Raw genomic sequence first — 18,651 nt, 5'->3', positions numbered from 1 at the left:
GCGTGTGGAAGGGCTGCCCGCACGGGAGTGCCCGTGAGAGGGCTCATAAGAGGGCCAACGACTCTCGGGTGTGGGTTGGTTGATGGCTATAACGCTTGAAACGCCCTGCGTAAAGCCCCGTGTAGCAGGAAATCATCACTTCGAGTGATTCCTTGGCCTAGGGTTGCGACCAACAACCCACGGTTGCCAGGCTGTTGCTGTCTGTCAACCTGATGGGAGTGGCCAGTGACATTCGGTGAGCAGCCGGCGTATCTCCGCGTCGCGGGTGATCTCCGCAAGAAGATCGTCGACGGTTCGCTGCCTCCGCACACCCGCCTCCCCTCGCAAGCAAGGATCCGCGAGGAGTACGGGGTCTCGGACACGGTCGCTCTCGAAGCCCGCAAGGTGCTCATGGCCGAGGGCCTGGTCGAGGGCCGCTCCGGTTCCGGTACGTATGTGCGCGAGCGCCCCGACCCGCGCCGCATCGCGCGTACGGGCTTCCGCGGCCCCGGTGTCTCCACCCCCTTCCGGCAGGAGCAGGCCGCCGAGAGCGCCCGGGGCACCTGGGAGTCCCGCAGCGAGCAGGCGGAGGCGAGCGGCGCGGTCGCCGAGCGCCTCGCCATCCGCCCCGGCGACCGCGTGATGTGCACGAGGTACGTCTTCCGGGACGCGGGCGAGGCCATGATGCTCTCCACGTCCTGGGAGCCCCTCGCCGTCACCGGACGGACGCCGGTGATGCTCCCGGAGGAGGGCCCCCTCGGCGGCTGCGGCGTGGTCGACCGCATGGCCGCCATCGATGTCATCGTGGACAACGTCGCGGAGGACGTCAGCGCCCGCCCCGGTCTCGCCGAGGAGTTGCTCGCCCTCGGCGGCGTCCCCGGCCATGTCGTCCTCGTCATCCGCCGGACCTACTACGCCTCGGGGAGGCCCGTGGAGACGGCCGACATCGTGGTGCCCGCGGACCGCTACCGCGTCGCCTACCACCTGCCGGTGCGCTGACCGCCGTCCGCTGTCTGCCGGTTCTGCCAGGGGGTGGGGCAGCAGGGGGTGGAGCGCGTGCGGTGGCGGTGGTATCCGGCCGTTCTCATGGCCCGTCGCGATCGGATGCCGGTGGTGCGGGCCGGGGCTCCGGGCGGCTCCCGGCGGCCCTCGGGGGCGCGCCCTGCCGGTGGCCTCCCGGGCCATCGGCGCGAGCGGGGCGCACGTCGTCCGAGGGTAAGTCAACGAACCGTAAAGCAGAGGGAGTTACGGCTCGTCGTGGCCGTGCGGGATCATCGCAGGGGGCGCATTCGCGAGAGTGCGCCCCCTGTGTGCTGGCCGATTGCGTATCTCTTTGTGCAAATTCGTATCCGCTGCGTAAAGGTCGGGCGTAAGCTCGGGCATATGCGGATTGCGGTTTCCTTACAGATCGAGGCGTGGGGCGCGCCGGGGGCTGGGAGCGGAGGGACGGCATGAACGACGGAACGGTCATACTTCCCTGGCTCGTGATACGGCAGGACGACAACGGCAACCGCTACCGGGTCGGCAGGTACGCGACCAAGGCCGAGGCCCAGAAGATGGTGGACAGCCTCGACGGCCGCGGCAAGGAGAAGCTGTACTGGGTGGAGCGGCTGAGTCCGAACGGCGGACGCTGAAGGTCGTAGGCTCCGCCGCATGACTGAGCTGATCGCGGTGGTGGGTGCGGCGCTGTACGACGAGGGGCGACTGCTCGCCGCCCGCCGGAGCGCACCCGAGGAACTGGCCGGGCGCTGGGAGCTGCCGGGCGGCAAGGTCGAGCCCGGGGAGCGGGGCGAGGACGCGCTGGTGCGCGAGTTGCGCGAGGAGCTCGGGGTCGAGGCGGAGCCGCTCGGGCGGGTGCCGGGGGATTTCGACCTCGGACGCGGATATGTGATGCGGGTGTGGCGGGCCCGGCTGCTCGCCGGTGAGCCCCGGCCGCTCGAGGACCACGACGAACTGCGCTGGCTGCGCCCCGATGAGCTGTGGACGGTGGACTGGCTGCCCGGCGACGTCCCGGCGATCCAGGCGCTGATCGACTCCTCGCTCGGTTCGGTGCGCGATTCCTCGCCCGGTTCGGGGCGTGACTCCTGACCCGGTTCGGTGTGCGATTCCTCGCCCGGTTCGGGGCGTGACTCCGGGCCCGGTTCGGTGCGTGATTCTTCGCCCGGCTCCTCGCCCGGCTCTTCCTCGTAGGGGCTCGCCGCGTCTCGTGGCGCCTCGTTCGGTGACGCCTGGGCGAGGGGGCGTGCGAGGTGATGAGGGGACAGTTTGTGCGCCCCCTACGCCGTTCGTGTCACTGTGTCCCCTTGGATACGGTAGCGCGGCCGGGATATCGGGTATGTGCCCATTAACCCCATGAAACCGGACATAGGTCCGCCGCTGGCCTGGGAAGTGATCGGCGTGATCGACACCGAAGGCGACTGCGCCGAGTGGGCTTTCCCGGCGGATCCCGGAGCCGTGCGCACGGCCCGCGCCGTCGTCCGCGGGCAACTCGGCGAGTGGGGGCTCGGCACCCTCGGCGATGTCGCCGTGCTGCTCGTCAGCGAACTGGTGACCAATTCCCTGCGCTATGCCTCGGGCCCCATCGGGGTGCGTCTGGTGCGCCCGGCGAGACCTGGGGGCGCCCTGCTCGTGGAAGTCTCCGATCCGCTCCCGGACCCGCCCAGGGAACGCGCCGCCGCCCCCGACGACGAAGGCGGACGCGGCATCCAGCTGGTGGCGCGATCATCCCGGCGCTGGGGTACCCGACCGGGACGGACGGGCAGCGCGGGGAAGACGGTGTGGTTCGAGCTGGCGCTGCCCGGATAGAAGACAGGTGGCGCCGGTACGTACAAGTGCAGGGGACGAGCACAAGGCGGACACGGGCCAAAAAGCGTTGAGTCCGTGCTGTGATCGTGAACGGCGTGTGGCCCGGCACCGTAGTGCTGGATACTGCGGGCAGCCACATCCGGTGACCGGTGCCGGACGCGGTGAGCTGGAGGGGACGGTTCGCGTGAGCGAGATACCAGCGAAGGCGACGGGTGCGAAGCGGCCTGTGGCGCGGGCGGGCGGTGCCCTGCCCACCCGGCCGGTGCCGGGAGCGCCGGGACCCGGGGGGACACCTCGCTCGGCGGAGCCGGTGGCGGCTGCGGACATGGCGGGGGGCTCGGCGGGCCCGGCGGGCGCGCCGGGCATGTCGGGCACGTCGGCGAGCGGCGCCCGCGGTACCGCGGGGACGGCTGGCGCGGGATCGGGCGCTGCCTCGGGCGGCGTCTCGGGCGGTGGCGAACAGCGAGGTGAGGAGGGTGGTGCGGCCGCCTCCGGCGAGGACGCGGCCGGCTCCGGCGGTGAGGACGCGCCTGGATCCGCCGGCGAGGACGCACCCGGCTCCGGCGGCGAGAACGCGTCCGGACCCCCGGGACACGCACCCGGACCAGCCGAGGCCGCACCCGGCTCCGCCACGGACGCAATAGAGGCCGCCGAGGCCGCACCCGGACCAGCCGACAGCGTCCCCGGGTCCCGCGAGCAGGCCACGTGTTCCGGCTCCGCGGGGCCCGGCTCCACAGGTCCCGGCTCCGACAAGGGCGCCCCCGACCCCGGTGCGGAGACGGCCCGCCCCGGCTCCGGCACGCCCGGCGCCTCCGGCACGCCCCGCGCCTCCGGCCCCGGGGGCGCGGAGGACGTAGACCCGGGCACGCGCCCCACAGCACCCGCGGATGGTCCTGGCGGCGTACCGTCGCGGGCCGAGGGTGTCGACGCGCGTCGCCGCGGCGTGACGGCCGCGCACTCCACGGTCGACACCGGACCCGTCGCCCCGGACGACATCGTCTGGCAGACGAGCCCGCCGGGGTCCATCTACGACTACATCAAGGTGGCGTCCTTCTCGATCGGGCCCGACGGCCTGGTCGACCAGTGGAGCGCGCGCGCCGAGCGGCTGTTCGGCGTGGCCTCGCAGGACGCCGTCGGCAAGGATCCGATCGAGGCGTTCGTCGCCCCCGAGCTGCGCCGCACGGGCCACCGCAAGATGGCCGAGATCCTCGACGGCCGGGAGTGGACCGGATCGGTCCCGTTCCGGGTGCCGTCATCCGCCCCAGGGGTAGAAGGCGCCGGGGGCACGGCGGGCGCCCAGGGCATGGAAGGCGCCCGGGGCATGGAAGGCGTCGCGGAGGTCTATGTCATGCCGGCCAGGACGGCCGACGGCGAGCGCTCCGCGGTGTGCATCGTCGTCGATGTCCGCGCACTCCGGCAGATAGAGAGTGACCTTGCCGCGTCGCAGGCGATTTTTGGACAATCTCCCTTCGGTTTCCTGCTGTTCGGCACCGACCTGACGGTGCAGCGGGCCAACCCCCGCTTCGCCGACGTCTTCGGTGGCGCCGTCGAGGCCCACCGCGGCCGGACCGTCCACGACTATCTGCCCCGGCACGAGGCCGACCGCGTGCAGGCCGCGCTGCGCCGCGTCCTGGAGACCGGCGAAGCCGTCACGGACATGCAGATCGTCGGCCCGGCCCCGAACAGCAACGAACGCCGCCACTGGTCCGTCAACCTCTACCGCGTGCACAGCGGTTCCGGACGCCCCATCGGCATCGCGTTCCTCGGCAGCGACGTCACCGGCAGGCACGCCGCCGCCCGCGAAGCCGCGCACGCCCGCCGCAACCTCGCCCTCCTGAACGAGGCGGGCGCCCGCATAGGAAACTCCCTCGACCTGGAGACCACCGCCCGCGAACTGCTCGACGTCGCCGTCCCCGGCTTCTGCGACCTCGCCTCCGTCGACCTCTACCAAGGCCTGCTCGACGGCGACGAGGCCTTGAACGTCCGGCAGAGCCTCGCCGACGGCAGCGCCGAGCTGCGCCGGGTCGCGTTCGCCAGCGCCGTCGCCGACGCGCCCTTCCCCGAGGGCACCGGGCCCGTCGAGGTCGGCTCCGTCCACCGCTTCAGCTTCAACTCGCCCTGCGCCGACGCGCTGCGCACCGCCCGCCCCCGGCTCGTCTCCGCCGGTGACGACAGCGGGCCCGCCCGCCGTCTGACCACCGGGCTCATCCAGTCGACGCTCGCCGTGCCGATGGTCGCGCACGACACCGTCGTGGGCCTCGCCCAGTTCTCCCGTACGAAGGGCAGCGAACCGTTCGGCGAACGCGACCGCGCGCTCGCCGTCGAGCTGGCCTCCCGCGCCGCCGTCTGCATCGACAACGCCCGCCTCTACCGCCGCGAGCACGAACGCGCGCTGATCCTGCAGCGGTCCCTGCTCCCGCCCGGTGACCCCGAGGCCGCGGGGCTCGACATCGCCTGCCGCTATCTGCCGGGGAACGCCGCCACCGAGGTCGGCGGCGACTGGTTCGACGTCATCGAACTGCCCGGACACCGCACGGCCCTGGTCGTCGGCGACGTCATGGGGCGCGGCCTGCGCGCCGCCGTCGCCATGGGCGAACTGCGCTCCGCCGTCCGCACCCTCGCGCTGCTCGACCTGGAGCCCGCCGAGGTCCTCTCCGCGCTCGACGAGATCGCCCGCGGCCTCGGCAACCCGCAGAGCCCCAGGGACGCCCGCCGCTCCGGGCCCGCACGCGGCGGCGCCGAGGGCGACGACCTCGCCGAGGTCTACCTCGCGACCTGCGTCTACGCGGTGTACGACGCCGTCACCCGCCGCGTCACCTTCGCCAACGCCGGGCATCTCCCGCCCGTCCTCGTCGAACCAGGCGAGAGCGCGCTCATGCTCGACGTCCCCCCGGGCATGCCCCTCGGTGTCGGCGGCGAGCCCTTCGAGGAGGTCGAGGTCGACCTGCCGGAGGACGCGCTGCTCGCGCTCTACACGGACGGCCTCGTCGAATCCCGCGACCACCCCCTCGACGAGGGCCTGAACGCCTTCGTCGGCGCGCTCGCCGACCCCGCGCGGGCCCTGGAGGACATCTGCGACCACGTCCTGAACACCCTCGACACCCACCACGGCGAGGACGACATCGCCCTCCTGATGGCCCGGGTGCAGGGGCTGCCCGCCGAGCACGTCGGCGACTGGACGCTGCCGCGCGAGCCGCAGTCCGTGGGCCGCGCCCGCGAGCTGGCCTGTGCGCGGCTGCGCGAATGGGACCTGGAAGGCCTCGTCGACACCGCCGAGCTCCTGGTCAGCGAACTCGTCACCAACGCCCTGCGCTACGGCGAGGGCGAGATCCGGCTGCGGCTGCTGCTCGACCGCACCCTGGTCTGCGAGGTGTGGGACGCGGGCCTCGTCCAGCCACGCCGCCGCCGTGCCCGCGACACCGACGAGGGCGGGCGCGGCCTCCAGCTCGTCGGCCTGCTGAGCGCCGCCTGGGGCTCGCGCCGTACGCCGCGCGGCAAGACGGTCTGGTTCGAACTGGCCCTGCCCGACGGGGACTCGCAGCCGATGGACGCGGCGGAGGCGCTGATGAGCCTGTTCTGACGCCCGCCCGGCTGCCCGGCGGCGCGCCCGGCTGCCCGTCCGTCTGCCCGCCGCCCGTCCGTCCGTCCGCTCGCCCCGGCCGTGCGGCGCGCAGGTCTACGTGGTCGCCTTCAGGGCGGCGAGCCGCGCCTCCACCTCCGCGGTGTCGCTCAGGCTGTCCAGCTGCTCGAACTGCGCGTCCAGCGAGGACGCGGCGAGCTCCTCGCGGCCGAGCGCCCGCGCCTCCTCGCGCCGCACCTTCTCCTCGAACCGGCTCAGCTCGCTCGTCGGATCGAGCACGTCCACGCTGCGGGCCGCGTCGAGCATCCGGTTGCGCGCCTGCGCGGACTTCGCCCGTGCGACCAGCTGGTCCCGCCTCGACCGCAACTCCGTCAGTTTGATCCGCATGGTGTCCAGGCCGTCCTTCAGCCTGCCGACCACGTCGGTCTGCGCGGCGATCGACGGCTCGGCGTCCCTCGCCTCCTGCTCGGACCGCAGCTGCCGCCCGAGCGCCACCTTGGCGAGCCCGTCGAACCGGTCCGCCTCCGCCGCGTTCCCGTCGGCCCTCAGCACGTCCGCCTTCTTGCTGGCGGCGAGCGCCTTCGCGCCCCACTCGGCCGCGGCCTCCAGGTCCTCCCTGTGGTCCTCCTCCTGCAACCGCAGATCACCGATCGTGGTCGCGACGGCCTGCTCGGCCTCCCGGATGCTCTCGGTGTAGTCGCGGATCAGCTGGTCCAGCATCTTCTGCGGGTCCTCGGCCTGGTCGAGGAGCGCGTGCACATTGGCCCGCGCCAACTGCGCCACCCGCCCGAGGATCGTCTGCTTGGCCATGGCTGTCTCCTTCTCGGGGCGTACGAGTTCTTGAGGCGTGCGAGTTCTTGAGGCGTGCGGGGTGTGGGCGTACGAAGGCGGTCGCGCTCCGGGCGTACGAGGGTCAGAACCGGCCCCCTCCGCCCCTGCGCCCCCGCGTCCCGCCCCCGCCGAAGCTCCCGGGACCGCCTCCGCCGAAGCCTCCGGAGCCGGCGGACCCGCCCCCGCCGAAGCCGCCGCGGCCCCCGCCGCCCAGGATCTGCCCGAGGACGATCCCTCCGAGCACGGCCCCGCCCGTGCCGCCGCCCCGGCCGCCGTACGGATTGCCGTACGCCCGCACGTCCCGTTCGGCGAGCGCCTGGGCCTCGCGGGCGAGGGAGTCGGCGCGCTGGGCGTCGGCGAGGGCGGCCGCGGGCCCGGCCGTGTCCGCGGGCCGCTCCGCCCGCGCCAAGTGCCGCCCACCTTCCGCGAGGCGGGTGCGGGCCTCGCTGCCCACGGCGCCGCGGTGCGTCGTCACATAGTCCGTGGCCGCCGCGACGGCGCTGCGGGCGGTGAGGAGCGCCTGGTCGAGCAAGGAGCGGGCGCGCACGTCGGCGCTCTCGCGGGCGCGCGCGCCGGAGAGCGCCGCGTCCAGGGCCGCGTCCGCCTCCTCCAGGCGGCGCAGGGCGTCGACGGGATCGGGGCGGCCCGCCGCCAGGGACCGGCGTACCTCGGCCACGACGGCCTCCACCCGCGCCATCCGGCCGCGCAGCTCACCGGTCGGCACTCCGGCACCCGTGCCCGCCAGGAGCCCGCGCGCCTCCGCGAGGTCGGCCTCCGCCTCACCGAGCGCCCCTGGCAACCTCGCCGCGGCCTCGGCGAGCTCGGCGGCGAGGCGCTCCACCGCCGTCACGAAGGTGTCGGCCTGGTCGACGGCGCCCTCGGCCGCGCGCAGATGGACGGCGGCCCGCGCGTGGTCGGCCCCGCCCACCGCGTCGCGGGCCTGCCGCAGCTGTGCCGCCGCGAACAGGAGCCGGTCCTCGGCCTGGGTGACGTTGCCGACGACCGCTTCGGTGGCGCCGGGCGCGTACGCGGCGCGCACGCTGTCAAGCGTGCTCCGCACGGCTCCGGCGCGCGCCTCCACCTGCCGGAACACCGAATCGGCGTGCTCCAGCGCGGCGGGCGCCCCGCGTTCCAGGGCCCGCAGCTGATCGAAGGCGGCGGCTTCGGCGTCCAGGCGGTGCCCCGCCTCCGTGCAGCGGGCGACGATCTCGTCGAGCATGCGGCGCCGCGTCGCGTCGTCCTCGGGGTGGGCGTCGTCCAGGCGCTGGCGGAGCCGGAACGCGGCGGTCAGCTCGTCGCGCGCGGCGGCGAGGGCGGCGGTGAACGGCTGCGCGGCCTCCTCGCCGAACTGGGCGGTGGCGAAGCCCAGCTCCTCGGTGCTGGTGCGCACGGCGTCGTCCGTCTCGACGAGGAGGGCCCTGGCCGTCGCGTCGAGTTCGGGCAGCGGCACCGGCCGGGGGCCCGTGGCCGGGCCCGGCGTCGTACGGGTGGTGAAGCGCCTCTTCCTGCGCCGGTACGCGACGAAGGCGACGGTGCCCGCGACCCCGGCGGCGACCACGGGCAGCGCCAGGTCGCCCGCCACCCCGTCGTCGGCGGCCGCCCGGCCCCCGCCCGGGTCGGCCTCGCCCGGAGTGACGGCCGGCGTCGGCACGGGCCGCCCGTCGAGCACCGCCGCGTACCCGTTCGCCGCGCCGATCGCCGCCCCGGCCCAGTCGTTCTGCCGCAGCGCCGGTTCGACGGCGGTGCCGGCGACCTCCCGGAGCTGGGCGTCGGTGAGCCGGGACCCGTCGTCGACCGTGTACGCGTACCGGCGGTCGTGGGTGGCCACCGCGAGCAGCACGTCGTCGTCGCCGAGGCCGTTCCGGTCGGCGGTGGCGTCGGCCCAGCCCCGCGCGGAGCGGCCGGAGAAGTCGCGTACGTACACGACGAACAACTGCACGCGCTGCTCGTCGTACAGCTGGTCCAGTGCCGCGGCGACGGCCGGGCCGCGGTCGCCGAGCGCGCCGGTCCTGTCGGTGACCTGCCCGGAGCGGTCCAGGGGCGCCGGGTCGTCGAGGGGCGCCACAGCAGCCATGGGCGGCACGGTGGTGTGCGCGGCGGGCTGGGCGGACGCCGTGGGCGCCGCCGGTGGGAACCAGCACACGCCGAGCAGCACGGCGGCCGCGGCCCGCGCGGATATGTGCGACGGGGCGCGGGAGGACGGCGTCACATTGGGCAGCGTATGACCCTGTTTGCCCTACCGCGACCGGGGTGGTGCACAGCCCGGCCGAGGCGGTTCGCCATGTGGCTCGCCGTCCGGGCGGACGCGGCGCTACGGCCGTACGAAGCGGACCTCGGGGAAGCGCGCCGACGGGCCGTCCAGGAGGTGGTCGTCGCGGCCGCGCAGCTCCCTGTCGAAGAAGGAGGCGACGTAGGCGCGCTGGGCGGCGGTGGCACGGGCCGGGTCGACGGTGCCGATGTTCTTCTCGACGACATCGCGGCCCACCCCGGCCTGCGGCAGGACCGCCGCCAGGTCGGTGTACGTCTGGTGCTTCGAGCCGCGCAGGGTCAGGTCCCGCTTGAAGCCCGTGCTGTGCTTCCAGAAGGGGGCCCAGGACGGTTCGGTGGTGTGGTCGCTGCCGTCCCTGCCCATCAGGACGAACGGCCGGTCCAGGCCGTGCCGGGCGACGGGCATGAGGTTCGTGCCGTCGGGCTCGCCGTTGTACTCCAGGGTGCCGTCCATGTTCAGGCCCGCCCGCACGCGCTTGTCCTCGTACATGGTCTCGGCTGCGGCGATCCCGCCCGCGGACTGGCCGAACATGCCGACACGCCGGGTGTCGACCGCGTCGCCCACGCCGTGGGGCAGCGACGTGAGCCGGTCGATGACGAACTTGTCGTCGGCGACGCGGACGCCGAGCACCTTCTCCAGGAGCCGCGGCAACCCCTCGGGCCCTGCCTGCGCGAACGCGTCCCGCACGGGCTTGTCGTCCGTCACGGAGCCGTCGGGGAACTGCACGCCCGGCGACTCGTAGGTGTGGTCGACGGTCACCACGACGTAGCCGCGGCTCGCCATCTCCTCGACCAGGGAGGTGCCCCAGGTACGCGGGTCGCCCGCGCCCGCGCTGTACAGGAGCACCGGCAGCCGCCCGCCGCGTCCGGGCCCCGCGGCCCCCTTCTTCAGGGGCGCGCCCTCCCGGGCGTGCGTGCGCATGCCCGCCCAGTCGACGGCGCCCGCGGGGACGCCGTGCGGTTCCGCCGCGTTCCAGCGGGCCGCCGCCCCCTGGGCCATGTACGGGGCGACGCGGTGCCCGCCGGAGGCCCGCGCGGGGTACCAGACGCTCACCATCAGCTCCCGCTGCGGCCGCGAGGACACCCATGGGTCGGGCCGCGAGTGGTCCACGAGGCGGGTGGAGAACGTGCCGACGGCGTGCGGCCCGGTCGGCGCGGGCAGCGCCGCCCGCACCGGCCGGTCCTGCCCGGATGCCCCCGTCGCCTCGTCCGCGGCGGCGGGGGCGGCGGTCACGGCGGCGAGGACGGTCGCCACCGCGAGGCCGAGGGCGAGCGCTCCCTTGCGGGAACGGGGGGACCAGGGGGACCGGGGGGACCGGGGGGACCGGGGGTTTCGAAGATCGCTGCGGTTCATGTGTCCATGCTGGCGCCGCCGTACGCCCGCCACCATGGAGGCAATCCGGAGAATCCGGGGTGGGGGATTTCCCCCACCCCGGGCCGGCACGAGGAGCCCAGGGGGCCGTTACGTGGGCCGCCGCCGGATCTTGTTGCCCAGCCAGACCAGCGGATCGTACTTGCGGTCGACCGCCCGCTCCTTGAGCGGGATGAGCGCGTTGTCGGTGATGTGGATGCCCTCGGGGCACACCTCCGAGCAGCACTTGGTGATGTTGCAGTAGCCCAGGCCGTGCTCCTCCTGGGCGGTGGACTTGCGGTCGAGGCCGCTCGCGGCGGCCGCGTCCAGCGGGTGCATGTCGAGTTCGGCCACGCGCATCAGGAAACGCGGCCCGGCGAAGGCCGTCTTGTTCTCCTCGTGGTCACGCACCACATGGCAGGTGTCCTGGCACAGGAAGCACTCGATGCACTTGCGGAACTCCTGGGAGCGGTCCACGTCCTCCTGCATCATGCGGTACTCGCCCGGACCGAGGTCCTCCGGCGGGACGAACGACGGCACCTCCCTGGCCTTCTCGTAGTTGAAGCCCACGTCCGTCACCAGGTCCCGCACCACAGGGAACGCCCGCAGCGGCGTCACCGTGATGACGTCGTCACGGCCGAAGACCGACATGCGGGTCATGCACATCAGGCGGGGGCGGCCGTTGATCTCGGCGGAGCACGAACCGCACTTGCCCGCCTTGCAGTTCCACCGCACCGCGAGGTCGGGGGCCTGGGTGGCCTGGAGCCGGTGGATGATGTCGAGGACGACCTCGCCGTCGTTGACCCGTACGGTGAAGTCCCTCAGGTCACCGCCGTCGACGTCGCCGCGCCAGACCCGGAAGCGCGCGTCGTAGGCGCTCCCGTTCGCCTCGGAGCCCTCGCCCGCCGCGTCGGGGCGCTCTGCCGGGCCCTGGTCGGAAGCCGTTTCGGAAGGCGTACGCGTACTCACTCGAAGAGCTCCTCTTCGGCCAGGTACTTGACCAGCTCCTCCTTGTCGAAGAGGGCGAGCAGGTCGGGTCGGATGGGGTCGGTGGTGACGCGGGTGAGGGCGATGCGGCCGCGGGCCGGTTCGGCCGCCGCGAGGCCGCCGACGGGCGCGGCCGAGCCTGCGGCCGGTTCGGCGCGGACGTCGGGCCGTCCTGCCGTCGGGCTGTCGTCGGCCGGTTCGGCGAGCCGGCACAGCAGGTTCACGCGGCGCCAGTCGCGGTTCATCCCGGGGTGGTCCTCGCGGGTGTGCCCGCCGCGGCTCTCCGTCCGCTCCAGGGCCGCCCGCGCCACGCACTCGCTGACGAGCAGCATGTTGCGCAGGTCGAGGGCCAGGTGCCAGCCGGGGTTGAACTGGCGGTGGCCCTCGACCCCGGCACGCCGTGCGCGCTGCCGCAGATCCGCGAGCCGCTCCAGGGCCTCGGCCATCTCGCCCTCGCGGCGGATGATGCCCACCAGGTCGTTCATCGTCTGCTGGAGTTCCTGGTGCAGCGTGTACGGGTTCTCGGGGACCGTGCCGTCCCGCGGGCCCTCGGCGCTGAACGGACGCAGGGCCTCCGCCGCCGCCGTGTCCACCTGCGCCTCGTCCACCGAGCGCGCGGCGTCCGGCGCGGCGGCGTGCCGGGCCGCGTACAGACCGGCGCGGCGCCCGAACACGAGCAGGTCCGAGAGGGAGTTGCCGCCGAGCCGGTTCGAGCCGTGCATACCGCCCGCCACCTCACCGGCCGCGAACAGGCCGGGGACGCCGCGCGCCGCCGCCGTGTCCGACTCGACGGCGATGCCGCCCATCACGTAGTGGCAGGTCGGGCCGACCTCCATCGCCTCGGCCGTGATGTCGACGTCGGCCAGCTCCTTGAACTGGTGGTACATCGACGGCAGCCGGCGCCGGATGACCTCGGCGGGCATCCGGGTCGACACGTCAAGGAACACCCCGCCGTGCGGGGAGCCGCGACCCGCCTTCACCTCGGCGTTGATGGCGCGCGCCACCTCGTCGCGGGGCAGCAGTTCGGGTGGGCGGCGGTTGTGGTCCGGGTCCTCGTACCAGCGGTCGCCCTCCGCCTCCGACTCGGCGTACTTCTCCTTGAAGACGTCGGGAATGTAGTCGAACATGAACCGCTTTCCCTCGGAGTTGCGCAGCACCCCGCCGTCACCGCGGACGGATTCAGTGACCAGGATCCCCTTCACCGAGGGCGGCCAGACCATGCCCGTCGGATGGAACTGTACGAATTCCATGTTGAGGAGCGGCGCACCGGCGAGCAGGGCGAGCGCGTGCCCGTCGCCCGTGTACTCCCATGAATTCGACGTCACCTTGAAGGACTTGCCGATGCCGCCGGTGGCGAGGACGACACTCGGCGCCTCGATGACGAAGAACCGCCCGCTCTCGCGCTCGTAGCAGAATGCACCGGTGACGCGCCCGTCGCCGCTCGCGCTCTCGTCCTTCAGGACCCGGGTGACGGTGCACTCCTGGAAAACCTTCAGCCGGGCCTCGTAATTCCCGAATTCCCGCTTGTCCTCCTGTTGCAGCGCCACGATCTTCTGCTGAAGCGTGCGGATGAGTTCGAGTCCGGTGCGGTCCCCGACGTGCGCGAGCCGCGGATACTCGTGCCCGCCGAAGTTCCGCTGCGAGATCCGGCCGTCCTTGGTGCGGTCGAAGAGCGCGCCCCAGGTCTCCAGTTCCCACACCCGGTCGGGTGCCTCGCGCGCGTGCAGTTCCGCCATGCGCCACTGGTTGAGAAACTTGCCGCCCCGCAGTGTGTCGCGGAAGTGCACCTGCCAGTTGTCACCGGAGTTCACATTGCCCATGGACGCGGCGATGCCGCCCTCGGCCATCACCGTGTGCGCCTTGCCGAACAGCGACTTGCAGATCACCGCGGTACGAGCACCCTGCTCGCGCGCCTCGATGGCGGCCCGGAGGCCGGCACCCCCGGCACCCACCACGACGACATCCCACTGCTGTCGCTCCACTTGAGACATCAGAAGCACCCTTTGTTCCGTTGTTCCGTCAGAAGAGGGTCGGGTCGTCGAAGGCGCCGGACGCGATGAGATACACATAGAAGTCCGCGAGCGCGACGCTGATCAGCGAAGCCCATGCGAGCAGCATGTGCCGGCCGTTCAGCCAGCCGACCCACCGCCACATCCGATAGCGCACCGGATGGATCGAGAAGTGCTTGAGCTTTCCGCCGACGATGTGCCGACAGGAGTGACAGGAGAGGGTGTACGCCCAGATGAGCGTGATGTTCACGAGGAACACCAGGGTGCCGAGACCGGCGTGCCCCCACTCGTAGTGCTCGTTCCGGAAGGCGAGCACGGTGTCGTACGTCAGAATTCCCGCGACGGGTACCGCCGCGTAGAAGAAGTACCGGTGGATGTTCTGCAGAATCAGCGGGAAACGCGTCTCACCCGTGTACTTGGCGTGCGGCTCCGCGACCGCGCAGGCGGGCGGTGACGCCCAGAATCCGCGGTAGTAGGCCTTGCGGTAGTAGTAGCAGGTGAGCCGGAATCCGAGCGGGAAGATGAGAATGAGCAGGGCGGGGGAGAGGCCCCACCAGCTGCCGAAGATCTCCCAGTTGGGCCCGTTCTTCATCGGCTCGCAATTCTCCGCGATGCACGGTGAGTAGAACGGCGAGACGTAGGGCGCCTCGTAGTAGTCGGCGTTCGCGAACGCCCGCCATGTCGAGTACACGACGAAGGCGAACAGTCCGGCGGCGGTCGCGGCGGGCTGTAGCCACCAGCGGTCCGTCCGCAAATGGGCAGCGGCGATCGCGGCGCGCGTGCCGTGCCGTACGCCGCCGGGGGCCGAGCCCTTCTTCAGATGGGGTTCCGTGCCAGTGGCCAACGAGGCTCCACTCCTTCGTCGACGTGCGGGTCGTTGCAACGAGGCCGTGCCTTGCGCCTTGCTCTTCGGTGGTCCGGCCTACGGTGCGTGCCGGTCGCGGGCGCCCAGGCCCTCGTCGTCCGAATCCGTCCACAGCGACCGGTCGTACGGCGTGTCGGGGATGGTGACGAGGTCGGGCCGGGCTTCCGGGCGCGCGGGCGGGGCCGTGGCGGCGGCGCGCAGCAGGGCGACGCTCTCGCGCAGATGGTCGGTGTCCATGCGGACCCGGCGGAAGTCGACGCCGGCCAGCTCGGTGCCGGACCGCTGTTCGACTCTGCCCACCGTGCGGACGAGTTCGTCCACACAGTGCTGAATGGCCGTCAGATCGTCGTGCAGAGCCATGACTTGCCCTCGCTTCGGGGTGCGGGTGCGGTGGCTGCGCTCACGCAAAACGCTCATGCGCCTGCGAGTGTCGCGCGTCACATCCCGGTTGGGAAGCCATGTGCGGCGATTCGCCCCCTTCGGGGGCGCTCTCATTGCGGGGGTGCGCCCCTCGGCGGGGCGGGGCGGCGCCGGTCGGGCCCCGCCTTCGCCCTGGCCGGGCTCCCGCCGCGACCCCGCACCAACCCATCCACCCATCCACCCATCCACCCATCCATCCATCCATCCACCCACCCACCCGCCCGTGACCGCGACACCCGCCGTTCCGCCCATCGCGCGCCGCCCATCGCGCGCCGCCCATCGCGCGCCGCCCATCGCGCTCCGCCCATCGCGCTCCGCGCTCGTCCTCAAGCGCCGGACGGGCTGGGTGGGTGCTGGGCGGGGCGAGTTTGCGACGCGAGCGCGTCCTCCGATGTTCGCTGTGCCCACCTGCGCCCTGGGCGGGTGCGTGGTGGGGGAAAGCCTGTCCGGCAATTGAGGTCGAGCGCGGAGCGCGATCTGCGGTGCGTGACTGCGCCGGTCGCCGCGTGGGCGTACCCCGGCCCGGCCCTTCGACAGCCCCCCGCAGGGCCCGCAGGGGACGGCCCCCCGCCCCCGGGGATCCACCCCGAGAGGGACCCCCGCCCCCGGGGTTGTTCCGCCGCACGGGTGGCTTCCGCCCCCGGAGCCGCCGTGTCGCCCCCGCCCCCACCACCCCGTCCCCTTCAGTGGAAGCAATAGGTGTGATCAACTCCATATTTCCCCGCAATGCCGCCAAACGTGCACAAGGCGCACACGCCTGACGCGCGCCGGCACATGGCGTGCCAGTACTCGGAGGTATCCGTCATGCCCCACGACCGCGCCAGGCCGCGACCGGTCCGCCCGGCGGCCACGGCCCGCTCCGCCGTGTTCCTCGCCGCCGGAGTCCTCGCGCTGCCCGCCCTCACCGGCTGCGGCGCGGGCGACGAGCCGAGCACCCCGGCGGCCGGGCAGGACATCGCCCCCGCAGCCCGGGACCGGATCGCCGACGGCTCCACCATGAAGTGGGCCGTCGACACGCTCCCCGAGACCTTCAACTCCTTCCAGTCCGACGCCGACGCCACCACCACCCGCGTCGCGGGCGCCGTCCTGCCGTCGATGTACCGCACCGACGCGCAGGGCAGACCCCAGCGCAACCCCGACTTCCTGGAGTCCGCGGAGGTCGTCGAGCGCGCACCCCGCCAGGTCGTGCTCTACAAGCTGAACCAGCAGGCGGTCTGGGGCAACGGCCGCGAGATCGGCGCCGACGACTTCGCCGCCCAGTGGCGCGCCCTGTCCGGGAAGGACAGCGCGTACTGGACCGCCCGCAACGCGGGCTACGACCGCATCGGCAAGATCGAACGCGGCGCCAACAACCTGGAGGTCCGCGTCACCTTCGACAAGCCCTACGCGGACTGGCGGTCGCTGTTCTCCCCGCTCTACCCGAAGGAGGTCATGGCCACCCCCGACTCCTTCAACGACGGCGCGCGCACCAAGCTCAAGGTCACCGCGGGCCCCTTCGTCCTGAAGGGTGTCGACCGCTCCGCGGGCCGGATCACCCTCCAGCGGAACCCGCGCTGGTGGGGCAGCCCCGCCAAGCTCGACAAGCTGATCCTGCGCTCCGTACCGCGTGACCGGCGCGCCGCCGCCCTCGCCGAAGGCCGCGTCGACCTCGCCGACATCGACGCCGCCGAGGCGAGCCGCATCGCCCTCGCCGCCCGCGACAAGGACGCCCCGGGCGCACTCGCGCACGGACCCGGCGCGCAGCTCACGCCCGCGAGGGCCCTGCGCTCCTGGGCGATCGCGCACGGCTCCGACGAGGAGGCCGCGGACACCGAGCAGCGCGCCCGCAAGAAGGCCCGCAAGGCCGTCGCCAAGTATGCCGAGCAGCAGACGGGCCTGCGCGGCTACGTGGTCCGCAAGTCCCTCGAACCCGCCTACACCCAGCTCGCCCTCAACGGCTCCGAAGGCCCCCTCGCCGACGACCGGGTGCGCCGCGCCGTCGCCCGCGCCCTGGACCGCGGCGAACTCGCGGAAACGGTTCTGAAGCCGCTGGGCCTGCCCGCAGAGCCCGTCGGCAGCCACCTCGCGCTCGCCGGACAGGAGGCGTACGCCGACAACAGCGGCGCACTCGGCGACCAGGACGCCGCCGAGGCCCGCGCCCTCCTCGCCGACGCGGGCTGGACGCCCACCGCCGTCACGGAGAAGGGGGCGAAGGAGGAGGACAAGGAGAGGGACAAGGAGAGGGGCGGTAAGGAAGAAGGGGAGGAGGCGGCGGGGGGCGAGGCCGGATCGAGGACCAGGTCGGAGTCCGGCTCCGGCTCGCGGTCCGAGTCCGAGTCCGGTTCCGAGTCCGAGTCCGGTTCCGAGTCCGAGTCCGGTTCCGAGTCCGGCTCCCGGTCCGAGTCTGGCTCCGGCTCCCGGTCCGACTCCGATTCCGACTCCGACTCCGGCTCCCGGTCCGAGTCCGGCTCCGAGTCCGATTCGGACTCCGGCTCCGAGTCGAACTCCGGCTCCGGCTCCGGTTCCGGCTCCGACGACGGCACCTACATCGTCGGCGAAGACGACAACAAGCCGGGCGGCACCGCCACCCCCGCGCTCTCCCCCGACCGCGCCGCCGCCTACCAGCAGTCCGTCCTGCTCCGGCAGGCCGACGCCCTCGGTGCCCGGCGCGAAGCCGACAAGGAGTACAAGAAGGACCCCGGCGGGAAGTCGAAGAAGGCGAGAGCGGAAGCCAGGGCCGACAAGCAGGCCGAGAAGCAGGCCCAGGGCGGAGCCCCGGGCGCCTACGCCCCCAAGGGAACCCTCGCCCCCAAGGGAACCTCCGCCCCGAAGGGCACCACCCCGAAGGGCGTGAAGCCCGCCGCCGGCCCCCTCGCCAAGGACGGCAAGCCGCTCACCCTCCGCTTCGTGCTGCCCTCCGGCGCGGGCTCGGAGCCGCTGCGCGGTGTCGCGGACCGCATCTCGCGGATGTTGCAGCGCATCGGGGTCCGTACGGAGATCTCCAAGGTCGCCGACGAGAGCTACTTCAAGGACCACGTCGCGTCCGGCCAGTACGACCTCGCGCTCTACTCCTGGCCCGCCTCCGCCTTCCCCGCCACCGACGCCCGCCCGATCTTCGCCAAGCCGGTCCCCGCGGCGGACGGCTCCCTGAACGTCGAGCAGAACTACACCCGCGTCGGCACCGATCATATCGATCAACTGTTCGAGCAGGCTCTGGGGGAGCTGGACGAGGACGAGAACCGGTCCCTGGTGAAGAAGGCCGACGCCCGGATCTGGGCTGCGGCCGGGTCCATTCCCCTCTACCAGCGGCCCCAGCTCGTCGCCGCCCGCCCGAACCTCGCCAACGTGGGTGCCTTCGGCTTCCAGACCCCCGTCTACCAGGACATCGGCTTCCTGAGGGCGAGCGCGAAGACGGGAGGGAGCCCGTCCGGCGACTGAGGGTGAGCCGGGCCCCGGCGAGGCACTTCCGGCGGGGCACCGTAGGATGGGGTAAGGCCGTGGCACGTCTGCCCGGCAGGGCACGCGTACGAAATGGACGTACGCGCCGCCGTCCAAGCCTCCCGGGAGAAGCGCACCT

At 73.1% G+C, this 18,651-nt stretch carries 13 protein-coding genes; 6 read left to right on the top strand and 7 right to left on the bottom strand.

Annotation, left to right across the window (positions count from 1 at the left end):
* The first annotated feature begins 225 nt into the window (after positions 1-225).
* The 5 genes from GPA10_RS00940 to GPA10_RS00920 all read left to right on the top strand — a co-directional run bounded on the left by GPA10_RS00940 (position 226) and on the right by GPA10_RS00920 (position 6,364).
* Entirely contained in the window at positions 226-978 is a 753-nt protein-coding gene (locus tag GPA10_RS00940; RefSeq protein WP_343040151.1) for a GntR family transcriptional regulator, read from the top strand.
* A gap of 452 nt (positions 979-1,430) precedes the next feature.
* Positions 1,431-1,613 (top strand): SPOR domain-containing protein, encoded by a 183-nt coding sequence (locus GPA10_RS00935; RefSeq protein ID WP_058849761.1) that lies wholly within the window; start codon positions 1,431-1,433, stop codon positions 1,611-1,613.
* A 19-nt stretch (positions 1,614-1,632) separates the two neighbouring features.
* A complete protein-coding gene (locus GPA10_RS00930) occupies positions 1,633-2,067 on the top strand; it encodes a (deoxy)nucleoside triphosphate pyrophosphohydrolase (protein WP_157163824.1) in 435 nt (144 codons plus the stop codon).
* A 264-nt stretch (positions 2,068-2,331) separates the two neighbouring features.
* Positions 2,332-2,784, top strand: coding sequence for an ATP-binding protein (locus GPA10_RS00925; protein WP_157163823.1), 453 nt, complete (start codon positions 2,332-2,334; stop codon positions 2,782-2,784).
* A 943-nt stretch (positions 2,785-3,727) separates the two neighbouring features.
* Entirely contained in the window at positions 3,728-6,364 is a 2,637-nt protein-coding gene (locus GPA10_RS00920) for a SpoIIE family protein phosphatase (protein ID WP_343040275.1), read from the top strand.
* A 96-nt stretch (positions 6,365-6,460) separates the two neighbouring features.
* Here the strand turns inward: GPA10_RS00920 and GPA10_RS00915 are convergent, their stop codons facing one another.
* The 7 genes from GPA10_RS00915 to GPA10_RS00885 all read right to left on the bottom strand — a co-directional run bounded on the left by GPA10_RS00915 (position 6,461) and on the right by GPA10_RS00885 (position 15,035).
* On the bottom strand, positions 6,461-7,174 hold the full coding sequence (locus GPA10_RS00915) for a PspA/IM30 family protein (protein WP_157163822.1): 714 nt from the start codon (positions 7,172-7,174) through the stop codon (positions 6,461-6,463).
* A gap of 103 nt (positions 7,175-7,277) precedes the next feature.
* On the bottom strand, positions 7,278-9,269 hold the full coding sequence (locus GPA10_RS00910; protein WP_157164144.1) for a TPM domain-containing protein: 1,992 nt from the start codon (positions 9,267-9,269) through the stop codon (positions 7,278-7,280).
* Positions 9,270-9,506: 237 nt separating this feature from the next.
* On the bottom strand, positions 9,507-10,817 hold the full coding sequence (locus GPA10_RS00905; protein ID WP_157163821.1) for an alpha/beta hydrolase family protein: 1,311 nt from the start codon (positions 10,815-10,817) through the stop codon (positions 9,507-9,509).
* A 108-nt stretch (positions 10,818-10,925) separates the two neighbouring features.
* Entirely contained in the window at positions 10,926-11,783 is an 858-nt protein-coding gene (locus GPA10_RS00900; RefSeq protein WP_343040150.1) for a succinate dehydrogenase/fumarate reductase iron-sulfur subunit, read from the bottom strand.
* On the bottom strand, positions 11,780-13,792 hold the full coding sequence (locus GPA10_RS00895; RefSeq protein ID WP_157163820.1) for a fumarate reductase/succinate dehydrogenase flavoprotein subunit: 2,013 nt from the start codon (positions 13,790-13,792) through the stop codon (positions 11,780-11,782). Before GPA10_RS00895 ends, GPA10_RS00900 begins: the two co-directional genes overlap by 4 nt.
* Positions 13,793-13,820: 28 nt before the next feature.
* Complete coding sequence (locus GPA10_RS00890; protein WP_157163819.1) at positions 13,821-14,654, bottom strand: hypothetical protein; 834 nt, start codon at positions 14,652-14,654, stop codon at positions 13,821-13,823.
* Positions 14,655-14,732: 78 nt separating this feature from the next.
* Positions 14,733-15,035, bottom strand: coding sequence for a hypothetical protein (locus GPA10_RS00885; protein WP_058849756.1), 303 nt, complete (start codon positions 15,033-15,035; stop codon positions 14,733-14,735).
* 864 nt (positions 15,036-15,899) lie between these two features.
* On the opposite strand from GPA10_RS00885, the gene GPA10_RS00880 reads away from it, so the two are divergent.
* Positions 15,900-18,512 (top strand): ABC transporter substrate-binding protein, encoded by a 2,613-nt coding sequence (locus GPA10_RS00880; RefSeq protein WP_157163818.1) that lies wholly within the window; start codon positions 15,900-15,902, stop codon positions 18,510-18,512.
* Positions 18,513-18,651: the final 139 nt, after the last annotated feature.

The organism is Streptomyces typhae (genome assembly GCF_009755605.1).
GTDB lineage: Bacteria > Actinomycetota > Actinomycetes > Streptomycetales > Streptomycetaceae > Streptomyces > Streptomyces typhae.
The sequence above is the reverse complement of the archived record's forward strand: the minus strand, read 5'-3'. Positions and strand labels throughout refer to the sequence as shown.

Excerpts from the sequence above, each read along its gene's own strand:
- GPA10_RS00935 (WP_058849761.1), top strand. The coding sequence starts at position 1,431 with ATGAACGACGGAACGGTCATACTTCCCTGGCTCGTGATACGGCAGGAC.
- GPA10_RS00930 (WP_157163824.1), top strand. The coding sequence starts at position 1,633 with ATGACTGAGCTGATCGCGGTGGTGGGTGCGGCGCTGTACGACGAGGGG.
- GPA10_RS00925 (WP_157163823.1), top strand. The coding sequence starts at position 2,332 with ATGAAACCGGACATAGGTCCGCCGCTGGCCTGGGAAGTGATCGGCGTG.
- GPA10_RS00915 (WP_157163822.1), bottom strand. The coding sequence starts at position 7,174 with ATGGCCAAGCAGACGATCCTCGGGCGGGTGGCGCAGTTGGCGCGGGCC.
- GPA10_RS00910 (WP_157164144.1), bottom strand. The coding sequence starts at position 9,269 with ATGGCTGCTGTGGCGCCCCTCGACGACCCGGCGCCCCTGGACCGCTCC.
- GPA10_RS00905 (WP_157163821.1), bottom strand. The coding sequence starts at position 10,817 with ATGAACCGCAGCGATCTTCGAAACCCCCGGTCCCCCCGGTCCCCCCGG.
- GPA10_RS00895 (WP_157163820.1), bottom strand. The coding sequence starts at position 13,792 with ATGTCTCAAGTGGAGCGACAGCAGTGGGATGTCGTCGTGGTGGGTGCC.
- GPA10_RS00885 (WP_058849756.1), bottom strand. The coding sequence starts at position 15,035 with ATGGCTCTGCACGACGATCTGACGGCCATTCAGCACTGTGTGGACGAA.
- GPA10_RS00880 (WP_157163818.1), top strand. The coding sequence starts at position 15,900 with ATGCCCCACGACCGCGCCAGGCCGCGACCGGTCCGCCCGGCGGCCACG.